The organism is Microcella sp. (assembly GCF_040286215.1).
Taxonomy (GTDB): domain Bacteria; phylum Actinomycetota; class Actinomycetes; order Actinomycetales; family Microbacteriaceae; genus Microcella.
The window spans coordinates 1-13,868 of the sequence record NZ_JAVKCK010000006.1; the positions used below are offsets into that span (position 1 = coordinate 1).

17 protein-coding genes are annotated in these 13,868 nt (G+C 71.1%); 7 read left to right on the top strand and 10 right to left on the bottom strand.

Annotated elements, in window-relative coordinates; translation table 11 throughout:
* Positions 1-75: 75 nt before the first annotated feature.
* The 4 genes from RJQ01_RS02330 to thyX form a co-directional block, all read right to left on the bottom strand.
* Entirely contained in the window at positions 76-1,752 is a 1,677-nt protein-coding gene (locus RJQ01_RS02330; RefSeq protein ID WP_350475095.1) for a ribonuclease J, read from the bottom strand.
* Positions 1,753-1,875: 123 nt separating this feature from the next.
* Positions 1,876-2,853 (bottom strand): 4-hydroxy-tetrahydrodipicolinate synthase, encoded by a 978-nt coding sequence (gene dapA, locus RJQ01_RS02335; RefSeq protein ID WP_350475097.1) that lies wholly within the window; start codon positions 2,851-2,853, stop codon positions 1,876-1,878.
* Positions 2,854-2,978: 125 nt separating this feature from the next.
* The gene (locus RJQ01_RS02340) at positions 2,979-3,902 is read right to left on the bottom strand and encodes a DUF559 domain-containing protein (protein WP_350475098.1); all 924 of its coding nucleotides are present in this window, start codon (positions 3,900-3,902) and stop codon (positions 2,979-2,981) included.
* Between the two features lie 290 nt (positions 3,903-4,192).
* The gene (thyX, locus tag RJQ01_RS02345; protein ID WP_350475099.1) at positions 4,193-4,930 is read right to left on the bottom strand and encodes an FAD-dependent thymidylate synthase; all 738 of its coding nucleotides are present in this window, start codon (positions 4,928-4,930) and stop codon (positions 4,193-4,195) included.
* A gap of 84 nt (positions 4,931-5,014) precedes the next feature.
* Here thyX and RJQ01_RS02350 point away from each other — a divergent pair, with 84 nt between their 5' ends.
* Genes RJQ01_RS02350 through RJQ01_RS02365 form a run of 4 tightly spaced genes read left to right on the top strand, consistent with a single transcriptional unit; the run spans position 5,015 to position 7,387 of the window.
* Positions 5,015-5,437, top strand: a complete 423-nt coding sequence (locus RJQ01_RS02350) for a thioredoxin family protein (RefSeq protein ID WP_350475100.1) — start codon at positions 5,015-5,017, stop codon at positions 5,435-5,437.
* Positions 5,434-5,946: a DUF4395 domain-containing protein gene (locus tag RJQ01_RS02355; RefSeq protein ID WP_350475101.1), complete on the top strand. Its 513-nt coding sequence runs from the start codon at positions 5,434-5,436 to the stop codon at positions 5,944-5,946. The genes RJQ01_RS02350 and RJQ01_RS02355 overlap by 4 nt, the downstream gene beginning before the upstream one ends.
* 38 nt (positions 5,947-5,984) lie before the next feature.
* The gene (locus RJQ01_RS02360) at positions 5,985-6,410 is read left to right on the top strand and encodes an OsmC family peroxiredoxin (protein ID WP_350475102.1); all 426 of its coding nucleotides are present in this window, start codon (positions 5,985-5,987) and stop codon (positions 6,408-6,410) included.
* Complete coding sequence (locus RJQ01_RS02365; protein ID WP_350475103.1) at positions 6,410-7,387, top strand: TIGR01777 family oxidoreductase; 978 nt, start codon at positions 6,410-6,412, stop codon at positions 7,385-7,387. Before RJQ01_RS02360 ends, RJQ01_RS02365 begins: the two co-directional genes overlap by 1 nt.
* Here RJQ01_RS02365 and RJQ01_RS02370 read toward each other — a convergent pair.
* Together RJQ01_RS02370 and dapB are read right to left on the bottom strand one after the other, a co-directional pair.
* Positions 7,302-7,808 (bottom strand): hypothetical protein, encoded by a 507-nt coding sequence (locus RJQ01_RS02370; protein WP_350475104.1) that lies wholly within the window; start codon positions 7,806-7,808, stop codon positions 7,302-7,304. The two genes, RJQ01_RS02365 and RJQ01_RS02370, sit on opposite strands and share 86 nt — an antisense overlap.
* Positions 7,805-8,596, bottom strand: a complete 792-nt coding sequence (gene dapB, locus RJQ01_RS02375; protein WP_350475105.1) for a 4-hydroxy-tetrahydrodipicolinate reductase — start codon at positions 8,594-8,596, stop codon at positions 7,805-7,807. The genes RJQ01_RS02370 and dapB overlap by 4 nt, the downstream gene beginning before the upstream one ends.
* Before the next feature lie 23 nt (positions 8,597-8,619).
* On the opposite strand from dapB, the gene RJQ01_RS02380 reads away from it, so the two are divergent.
* A complete protein-coding gene (locus tag RJQ01_RS02380; protein WP_350475106.1) occupies positions 8,620-9,117 on the top strand; it encodes a GNAT family N-acetyltransferase in 498 nt (165 codons plus the stop codon).
* 31 nt (positions 9,118-9,148) lie between these two features.
* On the opposite strand, the gene RJQ01_RS02385 is transcribed toward RJQ01_RS02380, so the two are convergent.
* The 3 genes from RJQ01_RS02385 to RJQ01_RS02395 form a co-directional block, all read right to left on the bottom strand.
* A complete protein-coding gene (locus RJQ01_RS02385; RefSeq protein ID WP_350475107.1) occupies positions 9,149-9,418 on the bottom strand; it encodes a metal-sensitive transcriptional regulator in 270 nt (89 codons plus the stop codon).
* Positions 9,415-9,732 carry a rhodanese-like domain-containing protein gene (locus RJQ01_RS02390; RefSeq protein ID WP_350475108.1) on the bottom strand — a complete coding sequence of 106 codons (318 nt, stop codon included), beginning with the start codon at positions 9,730-9,732 and terminating at the stop codon, positions 9,415-9,417. Before RJQ01_RS02390 ends, RJQ01_RS02385 begins: the two co-directional genes overlap by 4 nt.
* Before the next feature lie 91 nt (positions 9,733-9,823).
* Positions 9,824-11,491, bottom strand: coding sequence for an FAD-dependent oxidoreductase (locus tag RJQ01_RS02395; RefSeq protein WP_350475109.1), 1,668 nt, complete (start codon positions 11,489-11,491; stop codon positions 9,824-9,826).
* A gap of 94 nt (positions 11,492-11,585) precedes the next feature.
* Between RJQ01_RS02395 and RJQ01_RS02400 the strand changes: the two genes are divergently transcribed.
* Positions 11,586-12,485 (top strand): oxygenase MpaB family protein, encoded by a 900-nt coding sequence (locus tag RJQ01_RS02400; protein ID WP_350475110.1) that lies wholly within the window; start codon positions 11,586-11,588, stop codon positions 12,483-12,485.
* On the opposite strand, the gene RJQ01_RS02405 is transcribed toward RJQ01_RS02400, so the two are convergent.
* Positions 12,482-13,084, bottom strand: a complete 603-nt coding sequence (locus tag RJQ01_RS02405; protein WP_350475111.1) for a histidine phosphatase family protein — start codon at positions 13,082-13,084, stop codon at positions 12,482-12,484. The two genes, RJQ01_RS02400 and RJQ01_RS02405, sit on opposite strands and share 4 nt — an antisense overlap.
* A 172-nt stretch (positions 13,085-13,256) precedes the next feature.
* Here RJQ01_RS02405 and RJQ01_RS02410 point away from each other — a divergent pair, with 172 nt between their 5' ends.
* Positions 13,257-13,859: a TetR/AcrR family transcriptional regulator gene (locus RJQ01_RS02410; protein ID WP_350475112.1), complete on the top strand. Its 603-nt coding sequence runs from the start codon at positions 13,257-13,259 to the stop codon at positions 13,857-13,859.
* Positions 13,860-13,868: the final 9 nt, after the last annotated feature.

Sequence of the window (13,868 nt, forward strand, 5' to 3'; positions counted from 1 at the left end):
CACGGGTGATCGAGGCTACGCCTCGCCGGCGCCGCCACGAGGCGCCGCATCCAGCGCTGTCACGGGTGATCGTGGCTACGCCTCGATAACTACCGGCAAGATAATCGGGCGGCGGCGGTTCTGGGTGTTTACCCAGCGGCCGACGACCCGGCGGATCGCCTGGCTGAAGGCGTGACTGTCGCGCGTGCCGTTCTCGGCGGCATCCGTGAGCGCCTTGATGATCTGCGGCTTGACGTCTTCGAAGATCGCCTCGTCGGGTGCGAACCCGCGAGCGTGGATCTCGGGGCCGACGACGACCTTGCCGGTCTGAGCATCCACGGCCACGAAGATGGAGATGAAACCCTCCTCGGCGAGGATGCGGCGGTCTTTGAGATCTGCGTCGGTGATCTCGCCGACCGTCGAGCCGTCGACGTACACGAAGCCGATGTCTAGCTGCCCGACGATCGACGCGACGCCGTCCTTGAGGTCGACGACCGTGCCGTCCTCGGTGAGCAGCACGTTCTTCTCGGGCACGCCCGTGTCGATCGCGATCTGCGCGTTCGCGACGAGGTGGCGCTGCTCGCCGTGCACCGGCATGACGTGGCGCGGCTGCAGGATGTTGTAGAAGTACATGAGCTCGCCCGCCGACGCGTGACCCGAGACGTGCACGCGCGCCGTGCCCTTGTGCACGACCTTCGCGCCGAGCTTCATGAGCCCGTTGATGACGCGGTAGACGGCGTTCTCGTTACCGGGGATGAGACTCGAGGCGAGGATGACCGTGTCGCCCTCCCCCACCTCGATCTGGTGCTCCAGGTTCGCCATCCGCGCCAGCACCGCCATGGGCTCGCCCTGGCTGCCCGTCGACATGTAGACGATCTTGTCGTCGGGCAGGTTCGCCGCCTTCTTCGCGTCGATGAGGGTGTCCTCCGGCACGTCGAGGAAGCCCAGATCAGCCGCGATCGTCATGTTGCGGATCATGCTGCGGCCCATGAGCGCCACGCGGCGTCCGTTCGCGTGCGCCGCGTCGAGCACCTGCTGCACGCGGTGCACGTGGCTGGAGAAGCTCGCCACGATCACGCGGCGCGGGGCCTTCGCGATCACCGTCTCCAGCACCGGCCCGATGTCGCGCTCGAGCGCCGTGAAGCCCGGCACGTCGGCGTTCGTCGAGTCTGTGAGCGCGAGGTCGATGCCCGACTCGCCCCAGCGGGCGATCGCCCGCAGATCGGTGATGCGGTCGTCGAGCGGCAGCTGGTCGAGCTTGAAGTCTCCGGTGTGAAGAACGGTGCCGGCATCGGTGCTCACCACGATGGCGAGAGCATCCGGAATCGAATGGTTCACGGCGATGAACTCGAGACTGAACGGGCCCAGGTTCTCGACCTGGCCCTCCTGCACGGTGAGCGTGTACGGCTGGATGCGGTGCTCCTTCAACTTCGCCTCGATGAAGGCGAGCGTCAGCCGGGAGCCGAGAATCGGGATGTCCTGCCGCATGCGCAGCAGGTACGGCACGGCGCCGATGTGGTCTTCATGGCCGTGCGTCAGCACGACGCCGAGGATGTCGTCGACCCGATCGCGGATGGGGCCGAAGTCGGGCAGGATCAGGTCGACCCCCGGCTGGGTCTCCTCGGGGAAGAGCACGCCGGCGTCGATGACGAGCAGCTTGCCGTTCAGCTCGTAGACGGTCATGTTGCGGCCGATCTCGCCCACGCCGCCGAGGGGGATGATCCTCAGGGTTCCGGGCTCGAGGGCGGGCGGGTCGAAGAGGTTCAAAGGCATGGGGCTCATCTCTGTCTCAGTGCCGGTCGGCACGGTGTGGGGCCGTCAGCCCCCTGGTGAAGTCTCTGTAGTTCGGTGGTGCGGTGGTGATGTGCGTGGCGCCGAACTGCGCTGACGCGGAGGTCAGCGGGTGGTGCCGGCGACCTTCGGCAGGGCGCCGCCAGCCGCAGCGTTGCGGTCGGGGCGGAACGTCGCGAGGTCGACGCCGGCGACATCGCGCACGAGAGCCATCTCGTCTTCGATGATCGCAGCCTCGTGGTCTTCAGGCCCCACGAGCGGCAGCCGCACGCGCGGCGAGCCGATGCGGCCGAGGCCGTGCAGCACGTACTTCGCCGCGACCGTGCCGGGCACGTGGGTCATGATGGCGCGCACGAGCGGCTCGAGCGTGCGGTGCTGCTGCGTGGCTGTCGCCAGGTCGTTGGCGTTGACCGCGTCGACGATGGCGCGGTACGGAGCCGGGGCGATGTTCGCCGTCACGCCGATGAGGCCCGTGCCGCCGATCGCGAGCGTCGGCAGCGCGTTGGCGTCGTCGCCCGCGAAGTACATGAGGTCGGTCTGGTTGAGCACGCGGCTCACCTCGCTCAGGTCGCCCTTCGCATCCTTCACGGCGAGGATGTTCGGGTGCTTCGCGGCGCGCAGGATTGTCTCGTAGCGGATCGGGATGCCGGCCCGGCCCGGGATGTCGTAGAGGATCACGGGCAGGTCGGTCGCGTCAGCGATCATCCTGAAGTGCGTGAGCACGCCCGCCTGCGTGGGCTTGTTGTAGTAGGGAGTGACGACCATCGCGCCGTCGGCGCCGGCCTTCGCGCTCGCCTTGTAGAGCTCGATCGCGTGCGCCGTCTCGTTCGACCCGCCGCCCGTGATGATGGATGCCCGGCCACCGCTCACGGACTTGCCGACCTCGACCAGCCGAACCTTCTCCGCGTCGGTGAGCGTGCTCGTCTCACCGGTCGTGCCGGTGACGACGATGCCGTCCGCACCCTCGGAGATCACGTGGTCGATGTGCTTCTCGACCGCGGGCCAGTCGACCTCGCCGTCGGCGGTCATGGGCGTGACGAGCGCCACGAGCACTTGGCCGAACGGGTTGCGGGTCTCAGTCACGCCCTCCAGGCTATCGCGGCGCGGGTCGGTGCCGCGCGCGGGGCGGCCCCGGGCATCCCGCACCTGCTGCCTGTGCCACCTCGACTCCGATCGCCGACCTGCCGCAGGGCGCCGCCTGTCGCGCCTCACCAGCGGAGTGGCGCGCCCGCACTGCGATGCGAGTCGAGATGATGCCCACGCGCGACGACCGCCACGACAGCGTCGACCACCGCCCCGACGTCGTAGAGCACCTCCGCCGCATCGACCCGCAGCGGCAGGAAGCCGAGAGCATGCGCATCCAGGTCTCGGCGGCGATCGGCGCGACGCTGCCGCGGAGTGCTGTGGTGCTCGTCGCCGTCGACCTCGATGACGAGACGATCGCCCACGAGGAAGTCCCAGCGCTGCAGGTCAGTGAGCGCGACGCGGGGCTGCGAGACGACCGGGATGCCCGCGCTCGCCAGTGCGATGCGCAGCACGCTCTCGGCGCCCGAGCCGGAACGCGGGTCGGTGCGTACGACACGAGCGCGCACCGCGGCAGGGGCATCGGCGAGCACACCGTGCAGGTCGGCCTGCGTCAGCGCCGTGCGCCGCAGCACCGAGTCGAGCACGGCGATCGCGAACTCCTCGCGCTCGAGCGCGGCGGTCGTGCGCACCACGCTCACGAGCGGGGCGACACCGAACCTGCCGTCGACGAACCGCTCGCGGAGCACCGTCACGGCAGCGGCGGCGGGGAGCGGCGCATCGGCTCGATCGGGGTCGAACGCGCGCACCCGCGGCGGCAGCGCCACGCACAGCTGGGACTCGGCGCCGGGCGGAACCCAGAGGCCGTGGCGGTCGAGCGCCGAGGTGTGCGCGAGGCGCCCGCCGACCCTCGCCGCGCGCGCGATGTCGACGGGCAGCGACGGTGTCGCGAGCACCCCGCGCCTGAGCCGCACGACCTCTCGGCGCCGAACCGCGCTCGCGAGCCGGTCTCGACTCAGTCCCGCGCGAGCAAGCTCGACCGTGGCGGCCACCCCACCGTGCGTCTGCACCGCGTCGAGAACGGCGAGGGCGTTGTGCGGGGACGGCATCGACACAGGGTGGATGCTCGGCAGGAGTCACCGCGCCACTCCCGGCAGCTCGGCGGGACGCGTGCGGGCTCGGGTAGCTGGGGAGGGGTCGACGCCGAGCGCGGGAGTCGAGCGGCGCGCCGGGTCAACATGCGTCGCGTGCGGCGTGTCGACCGCACCCTGCAATCGGAGTCGAGGTAGCCCGGCGGGCGCCGCGCAGCAGCCGGGCGGGAGCCGGCAGGACTGGAGCAGGCAGGACTGGAGCAGGCAGGGCTTGAGCCGGCAGGGCTTGAGCCGGCAGGACGCGCGGACTAGGGGGCGACGCGGCCGTTGGCGTTGAAGGTGTCGTACGTGAGCGGCATGAGGCGCGCGAAGTGCTGCTCCATTTGCTCGGCCGCCATCTCGATCTCGCGCTGCGGGAAGGAGGGGAAGTGCGTGCCCTCGCGCTTGGTGCGCAGCGACAGGAAGTTCATGAGCGAGCGAGCGTTCATCGTGACGTACATGGAGCTGTAGATCGTCACGGGGAGGACCGCGCGGGCCACTTCGCGCGCGATGCCCGCGGCGAGCATCCGCTGATAGGAGGCGTAGGCCGCCTCGCACACGCCGCGCACCTCCTGGTCGACGAGCGCGGTCTGCTCCGGGGTGCCGGGCAGAAACTCGTACGCGCCAGGCTTGCCGACCTGCACGAGGTTGCGCTCGGGGCCGGGAACGTAGAACACGGGGCGCAGCTCGCGGTAGCGGCCCGACTCCTCGTTGTAGGAGGCGATGCGGTGGCGCATGAACTCGCGGAAGACGAAGATCGGCGCCTGCACGTAGAAGGTGAAGGAGTTGTGCTCGAAGGGCGAGCCGTGGCGGTCGCGCATGAGGTAGTTGATGAGCCCGCGGTCGCGGTCGGTCGCCTCGGCTCCGCTCGCCGCCGACTCGAGCGTCTGCTCGCCCTGCGTCGAGACGCGCGCGGCGAACAGCACGTCGGAGTCGTGCGCGGCGGAGCGCACGAGCTCGACCGTCACATCGGAGCGGAACTGGATGTCGTCGGCAGCCTCGGTCACGCTCGTCACCCTATCGGGGCAGTACGGCGTCACACTGCGTCACACTCGGGAATAACCTGCACCCTCTGCATAGTTTCGACAGTCATGGATATCGTCTCGGCCCTCGTGGTCATCGCCTTTCTGCTCGCCGGGGCTACCGCCCTCGGTTTCGTGGTGCGCGCGCGCAGCACTCGGGTGGCGAGCGGCTGCGGCGGCGACGAGCACGATCTCTCGGTGGACGGCGCCACGGTGACGCTCGTGCAGCTGTCGAGCCCGGTGTGCTCGGCGTGCGTGGCCATGCGGCGCGTGCTCGGCGCGCTCGCGACCGCTGATGCGTCGGTCGCGCACCGCGAGCTCGACGTGACCGACCATGCCGACGTCGCGCAGCGCCACTCCGTCTACTCCACTCCGACGACCCTCGTGCTCGATGCGGAGGGCCGCGTGCGGTCGCGCCTCATCGGCGCAGTCCGCCCCGACGAGGTGCGCCGCGCCGTCGATGCGGCGCGCGGTGCGCTGGTGACGGCATGAGCGCGCCCGTGCCGCCCGTGAACGCGCATGCCCGGCTCATCGATGCGCGAGGCCCCCGCTTCGGCGCCGCCGTGACCTCGGTCCTTCTGCTCGTCGTCATCCTCTTGGGCCTCACGAGCCCGCTCTCGAGCTCGGTGCTCGGGCGGCTGACCGAGCCGGGCGCGCTGCTGCTCGCCGCCCTCGTGGCGCTCTTCGCGTGGGGGGCTGTCGCGGGCGTGCAGCGCCACCCCTACGGCGTGCTCTTCCGCCGGCTGGTCGCGCCGCGCCTCGGGCCGCCGAGCGAGCGGGAGGATCCCGCTCCCCCGACATTCGCCCAGCTGGTCGGCCTGCTTGTCACGGCGACGGGTCTGGTGCTGCACCTCGCCGGGGTTCCCGGTGCGCTCGTGGTGGCCGCCGCCGCCGCGTTCGTCGCGGCCTTCCTCAACGCGGCCTTCGCCTACTGCCTCGGCTGCCAGCTGTACGTGCTTCTCGTGCGCGCGGGACTGGTTCGCCGTCGCCCCGCCGCTTAGGCTGAGGTGATTCCGCCCGCGACAAGAGGAGCACGCTCATGGCTGTCACCAGCGAAGCAACGACCCTGTGGTTCGGTTCGCTCACGGAGGGGCACGGCACGACCTCGCTGGATTCGTCGGATGCCGCCGAGTTCCCGGTGACGTGGGCCGCGCGCTCGGAGGGTGAGAGCGGCAAGACGAACCCCGAAGAGCTGCTGGGCGCCGCGCACTCGGCGTGCTACTCGATGGCGCTCTCGCACGCGCTGTCGGGCGCCGGGCACGCGCCCGAGAGCCTGCAGGTGACCGCGGCGGTGACGTTCGTGCCCGGCGAGGGCATCACCGGCAGCCACCTCCTGGTGAGCGCGAAGGTTCCGGGAATGAGCGCTGAGGAGTTCCAGACGTTCGCCGAGGAGGCGAAGACGGGCTGCCCGGTCTCCGCGGCTCTCACGGGCACGTCGATCACGCTCGAAGCATCGCTCGCCTAGTGGGTGCGCCGCGACCGCTGCGCGTCCTCATCGGGGGCGCTTCGGGGATGATCGGCTCCGAGCTGCAGCGTCAGCTGCGAGCCGACGGCCATGAGGTTCTCACGCTCGTGCGCCGCAAGCCCGCGCACGAGCGCGAGTTCGCGTGGGCGCCCGACTCGCGCGTTCTGGACTTCAGGATTCTCGACACGGTCGACGCGGTCGTCAACCTGTCGGGGGCCTCGATCGCGCGCATCCCGTGGACCCGGGGCTACCGCCGAGAGATTCTGCAGTCTCGTGTGCAGGCGACGCGCGCGCTCGCCGAGGCGATGTCGATGGCGAGCACGCCGCCCGCCGTCTTTCTGAGCGGGTCGGCGGTCGGCGTCTACGGCGACCGGCCGGGTGAGCGTCTCACGGAGGACGCCCGCGCCGGTGAGGGCTTTCTCGCCGAGGTCGTGGAGGCGTGGGAGGAGGCGGCGAGCCTTGCCCCGGAGGCGACGCGCACGGTGCTGCTGCGCACGGGGCTCGTCGTCGGGCCCGGGGGTGCGATGACGCCCCTGCGGCTGCTCACGGCTCTCGGCGCGGCGGCGCGCATCGGCACCGGCGGGCAGCACTGGCCCTGGATCAGTCTGTACGACGAGGCGGCGGCGATCCGCCATCTGCTGACCTCCCGCGTGCGGGGGCCGGTCAATCTCGCCGGTCCGACCCCGGCGACGAGCGACCGCATGACGCGGGCGCTCGCGGCGGCGATGCACCGCTGGCACCTGTTCGCGCTGCCGGAGCGGCTCATCGGGCTGGCGATGGGCGACGCGGGGCGCGAGCTGCTGCTCGCGAGCCAGAAGGTCGTGCCAGCGAAGCTTCTCGACGATGGCTTCGCGTTTCGCGATCGGACCGTCGAAGACGCGATCGCCGCGCTTACGACGAAGGGCTCTCGTGGGGCGGCGGGTCGGCGGGGCTCTGACGAGCCTGACGCGCCTGACGCGCCTGACGCTCGAGCTTGATGGCGGTGCGCACCGCCCAGCGGGCGCGGGCGCGGTCACGCGACGCGTCGTAGGCCAGCCCGAGGCGGAACCAGCTCTGCCAGGAGTCGGGTTGCTCGCGCACCTCTTCCGAGTACCGAGCGAACGCCGCCTCTCGGCTGTCGCCCTCCGCATCCGGCGCGTCGCGCTCGCCCGCCGAGACCCCCGGGATGCCCCCCTCCTGCTCGAGCAGGCGGGCAAGCCGCTCGGCGCGGATGCCGAAGCGCAGTTCGACCACGAGAGCCCACGCTCCGAGGAGGGGCAGCACGATGAGCGCCCAGCCGATGCCCCGCACAATGGGCAGCGGATCGGTGACGAGTCTCACCGCGTAGAACGTGATGAGCACGAGGTAGAGGGCGAGCAGCACGGCCATGCCGAGCGCCGCCCACCGTGCGCGCGTCATGCGCCGTCGTCCACGTCGTCGTCCACGTCGTCGTCGACCTCGCCGCCGGAGACGGTGGAGGCGAGGTCGATGAGCCGATCGAGGCCGACGATGAGCCCGGTGCTCGTGGCCGCGGCGTGCAGGGCGACCAACATGCCGGCCTCGTACGAGCTCATGCCGTGGGTGTCGTGCGTGATGGTGAGTTCTTCGCCGTCGCCGCCGAAGTGCACCGACTGGCGGGCGGCAATGCCCTGCAGGCGCAGCGAGTGGATGGGCACGCTCGCGACCTGCTGCCCGCGGGCGCTCTGATCGATGTGGGGGGCGAGCACGGGCCCGATGTCGGCGCGCGCGTGGCCGATGAGCTCGGCGGTGCGCACGGCGGTGCCCGACGGAGAGTCGACCTTGGCGGCGTGATGCGCCTCGACGATTTCGATGGACTCGTAGAACCGCGCCGCGATGGTGGCGAAGTGGGTGGCGAGCACTGACCCGAGCGAGAAGTTCGGCACGATGATGACGCCCGCCTCGGGCGACGCGTCGAGGAGGGGGCGCAACGCCCGCTGGCGCTCCTCGCTCCAGCCGCTCGTGCCGACGACGACGCTGAGCCCGTTGCGCACGGCGTGGTCGACGACGGTGGGTGAGACGCCGGGGGTGGTGACGTCGAGGACGACGTCGGCGCCGAGCATCTCGCCGAGGTCGCTGCTCGAGTCGAGGCGCGCCACGAGCGAGAGGTCTGACTGCTGCTCGATGAGGCGGCAGGCCGCGCTTCCGAGACGACCGGTTGCTCCGACGACGGCGACACGCGTGACCATGCGCCCAGTCTAGGCTGGGCCGCATGGTGACCTGGCGCGAGGCCCGCACGACCGACGAGGCGGCCGTCGCGCTGCTCGACCAGTACTTCTCCGCTCGTGAGCACGGGTTCCCGCCCGAGCAGGGCGAGTACCGGCGGGCGTCCCCTGATCCTGCTCAGTTCGCTCCCCCGCGCGGGGTCTTCCTGCTCGTGGAGGGCGAGAACCTCTCCGGCGAGCCGGCCGACGTCGGCTGCGGGGGCATCCGCCGCATCGAGGACGGCCCGCGCGGAGGAACGCGGTTCGAGCTCAAGCATCTGTGGGTGCAGCCGCATGCGCGCCGCATCGGCCTGGGCCGTGCGCTCGTCGTCGAGCTCGAGCGCCGGGCGCGCGAGCTGGGCGCCGCCGAGCTGGTGCTGGACACGAACGACAGCCTCGCGGAGGCCGCCGCGCTCTACCGCGCGCTGGGGCTGACGCCGATCGAGCCGTTCAACGACAACCCGAACGCCACAGCCTGGTTGGGCAAGCGCCTGACGGACTCCTGAGGCGGGTGTGCCCCCGGGGAGCGCACCCGCGTCACGCGAGGCTCAGGAACAGCTTCTCCAGGTCGGCCAACTCGACGTCTGATGTCTCGCCGGTCTCGTCGCGCATGCAGTCCTTCATGGCCGCCGCGATGATCGCGAATCCGGCACGGTCGAGGGCGCTCGAGACGGCGGCGAGCTGCATCACGATGTCCCGGCAGTCGCGCTCCTCCTCGACCATGCTGAGCACGGCGCCGAGCTGACCCTGGGCGCGGCGCAGGCGGTTGGCGATCCTCTTCGCCTCGCTCGCCGGCACGCTGCTCACGCGGCGCTCCCGCGCTCGACGTCGAGGCCGCGCTGCACCCAGGCGGAGGTTCCGCCGGCGACGGAGACGGCGTCGACTCCGACGCTGAGGAGGTAGTCGGCGGCCCGGAGGCTGCGGGCTCCGGAGTGGCAGATGACGTACACGGTCTGGTCGCGCGGAAGGCTGTCGGCCTCGTCGGGCACCGTGGCCAGAGGGATGAGGCGCACGCCCGGTACGTGCCCCGCGGCGTACTCGTCCGGCTCGCGCACATCGATGATGGGGTGCCCCTGCTCGCGCAGCAGCACGAGCTCGTCGACGTCGATCTCTTTCGCCATGGTGTTCTTCCGTTTCGCTCGGGTGGTGGGGGTCAGACAATGAAGGGAGGGAGGGTAAGCGTGGTGGGGAGGGTCAGACGGTCGGGGCGGGTCAGGCAGACGTGGGGGCGAGGACGCGGGACGCGGTGCCGGAGCGCCAGGTGGTGTACCCACCGTCGAGGTTGGCGACGGTCACACCGTACTGCCGCAGCAGGGATGCCGCGGTGTGGCCGCGCTGACCGACCTTGCAGTGCACGATGACCCGCTCGCCGCGCAGCGACTCGGCGTGCTCGCGCAGGGTGTCGAGCGGCACGAGCTCGGCACCGGGGATGGCAGCATCCTGGTGCTCCTGCTCGGTGCGCACGTCGAGGAGCCGCCAGCCCTCCGCGAGCCGGGCGTCGAGCTCGTGCCACTGCACGCTGTCCTCGCCGTCGAGCAGGTTGTCGTCGACGTAGCCGAGCATGTTGACCGGGTCTTTGGCGGAGGCGTACTGCGGTGCGTAGGCGAGCTCGAGGTCGGCGAGGCCGCGAGCGGGAATGCCACCCGCCATCGCCGTCGCGATGATGTCGATGCGCTTGTCTGCCCCTCCCCCAACGGCCTGGGCGCCCAGGATCGCGTCCGTGCGGGTGTCGACGATGAGCTTGAGGGCGAGGGCGCTCGCACCGGGGTAGTACCCGGCGTGATCACTCGGGTGGGTGTGGATGACCCGCAGCTCGCGGCCCTCCTCCCGCAGCTCGCGCTCGGTGCGCCCGACGACCGCGGCGGTGAGCCCGAAGAGCCCGATCACGGCGGTGCCGAGCGCGGGCACCGCGCGGTGCGGTCGGCCCGCGATGGCATCGGCGGCGAGCCGGCCGTGGCGGTTGGCGAGGCCGGCCAGCCAGACGGGAGAGGCGGGCCCGTCGGCGCGCTGCTTGAGGACGGCGTCGCCGACAGCGTAGATGTGCGCGTCGCTCGTGCGCTGGCGCTCGTCGACGATGATGTAGCCGCGCGCGTCGAGCTCGAGCCCGGCCGCGGCCGCGAGCGAGCTCTCGGGGCGCACGCCCACGGAGAGCACCACGAGGTCTGCGGGCAGCTGCTCGGCGCCGTCGCCGCGATCGGCCGTGCCGTCGATCTCGACGCCGGACTCGGTGATGGCGCGCAGGGCTGAGCCGAGTCGCACGGTCACACCGTGCGCACGCAGGTGCTCGGTGACGATCTGGGCCATCTCGGGGTCGAGCGGGCGCAGCAGCTGGGGCAGCATCTCGACGACGGTGACGTCGAGACCCGCGTGCACGAGGTTCTCGGCGAGCTCGAGGCCGATGAAGCCGCCCCCCGCGACGACGGCGCGCCGGGCATCCTTCGCGGCGGCGATGATGGCGTCCATGTCGGCCAGGTCGCGCAGCACGAGGCCTCTCTCGACCCCGGGAACGGGGATGCGCACCGGGCTCGCACCCGGGCTCAGGATGAGCGCGTCGTAGGGCAGCGAGGTCTGCTCCCCTGTGCGCAGGTCGCGCACAGCGACCGCGCGGGCCTCTCGGTCGACGGAGACCGCCTCGGTGCGCGTGCGCACGTCGAGGGCGAAGCGGGCCGCGAGCGACTCGGGGGTCTGCAGGATGAGCGAGTCGCGATCGTCGATGACGCCGCCGACGTGATACGGCAGGCCGCAGTTGGCGAAGGAGACGTGCTCGCCGCGCTCGACGACGGTGATGCGCGCCGATTCGTCGAGGCGGCGCAAGCGGGTGGCGGCCGACATGCCGCCGGCGACGCCGCCGATGATGACGTAGGAGCGTGGTGGGGTCATACGGGAAGCATATACCCCCAGGGGTATCCTGTCCAGCGCGCAAGGCCATTCCCAGGCTACGCGCGAGAGCCGCTCAGAGCGATGTGCGACAGTCATGACCGTGCAGCGCCCAGCCCTCCTCACCCGCGCTCGCGGACGCATCCTGACGCTCTTCTCGGGCGACCCCGCCGGCGAGCCCGCCTGGGTGCGGGCGCTGGAGACCGGGGATGACGCCGGGTACTTCGGCCCGAACTCGGCCGTGTGGGAGGTGCACAGCGGTATTCCCACGGTCGTCGCGGGTGTGCGCGCGCTCCTCATGCAGACCCTGCATCCGGGCGCGATGGCCGGGGTGCACGACCACTCCCGATACCGCGACGACCCCCTCGGACGCCTCTCGGGCACCGTGCGATGGGTGCTGACCACCACCTTCGCCGACACGGCGCAGGCGCAGGCGGGCTGCGAGTGGGTCTCACGCCTGCACGGCCGCGTCTCGGGCACCTACGCGGCGACGAACGGCGAGGAGCGCACCTACGCCGCTGGCGACGCCGACCTGCTCGCGTGGGTGCACTGCGTCTTCGCCGACGCCTTCCTCGGCTGCCACGAGACCTGGGGCGGGGCCATCCCCGGCGGCTCCGACCAGTACGTCGCCGAGTGGGCGCAGGCCGGTGAGCTCATGGGAGTCGAGAACCCCCCGCGCTCTCGCGCCGAGCTCGATGCCGCCATCGCCTCCTACCTGCCCGTGCTGCGTCGAGACGAGCGCGTCGATGAGGCGGTGCGGTGGCTGCGCAGCCCCCCGCTGGGCCGTGGCGTCGGCCCGGCGTACCGCATCCTCTTCGCCGGAGCGGTCGCCTCGCTGCCCGCGCGGTACCGCCGACTCCTCGGCCTGCGCCGACCCTGGTGGCCCGCCCTGACCGCGACCCGCGTGCTGCTGATCGGGATGCGCGCGCTCCTGGGACGCGAATCCTCCAGCCGCGCCTACACCCGCCGACGGCTGGACCGCCTCGGCCTCGCCTAGAAAGGCTGGTCGACCGGGAGGCCCGTGCGCAGCTCGGCCGGAAGGTGCCCAAGATCGTTGTGCGTGACCAGCACCGGCGGCTTCGCCGAGCGCACCCGGATGATCGTGAGGCCGCAGTTGGCCTGATTCACGCCCATCCAGCGCCAGGCGGGTGCGCCGAAGGCCTCGCGCACGAACCAGGCGATGACGAAGTTGTGCGTGATGAGCAGCTCGTGGCGATCATCCCGAGACGGCGACAGCCACTCCGCGACCGCATCGGCCATCTGCGCCTCGCCCGCCACGATCTCCTCGTCGGTGACACCGCCGAAGAACGGCTCGAAGGCGTGGGGCATGTCCGCCGTGGGGCCGGACGGAATGCAGTCCATGAGCAGAGCCGAGATCTGGGGCTCCATCGCCGGCATGAGCTCGGTCATGTACGACGCCGTCTCCACCGCCCGCTGCAGGGGAGACGTGTGCACGCTCGCGAACGGAACGCCGCTCAGCCGCTCCGCGATCGCGCGGGCCTGCCGCTGGCCGCGCCCGCTCAGTGGCCCGTCGGGAAGACCGTGCTCGGCATCCTGCTGCTCCCCATGGCGAACCAGATACACGTACCGCGACACAACGCTCAACTCCTTCGACGACCCCGTCGAGCCTAGGCCATCAATGCACCCCGGATACGGACGATTCTGCGGACAGACAACTTTGTCTGTCCCCTCTGCTACAGTATTTTCGACGCCCTCCCCCGAACGGCGTCGAGACGGCGATGTCGCCGAACGAACAAGGAGGCACGCCGTGTCGGTCACAACCCCCCTCGCACCGACGCGGCGTGTCGCCCCGGCGAAAGCACGCATCCTCGAGACGGCCATGACGCGCTTCTACCAGGATGGCATTCGCAGCGTCGGCGTCGACAGGCTGATCGAAGAATCGTCCGTTACGAAGGCAACGTTCTACAAGCACTACGGCTCCAAAGATCGTTTGATCAGGGACTACGTCGACGCTCTTGCGACGCGCGCCCTCGACGACTTCGACACGCGCGCGGGCGCCGCAGTCACCCCCGAGCAGCTGCTGCGGGAGTGGACGGATCACCTCGTCGACTACGTGCACGGCGAAAACTTCCGCGGCGACCCTTTTCTCAACGCCGCAGCGGAGTTCGCCGACCCCGCGCACCCCGTCCGCGAGCGCATCACCGAGCACTTCGAGCTCGTAACGGAGCGGTTCGCGAGCGTGCTCGAGCAGCTCGGCCACCCCCTGCCCGGCGCAGCGGCGGATCGACTCCTTCTCGCCACACTGGGCCTGGAGGCCTGGAGCTACACCGGTGACGTCATCGCCGCCTCCGCGGCCTTCCGCAGCGCGGTCGAGGGCCTCATCGCTGAGGCGGCGACGGCGGCACCCTGACCCACCCGG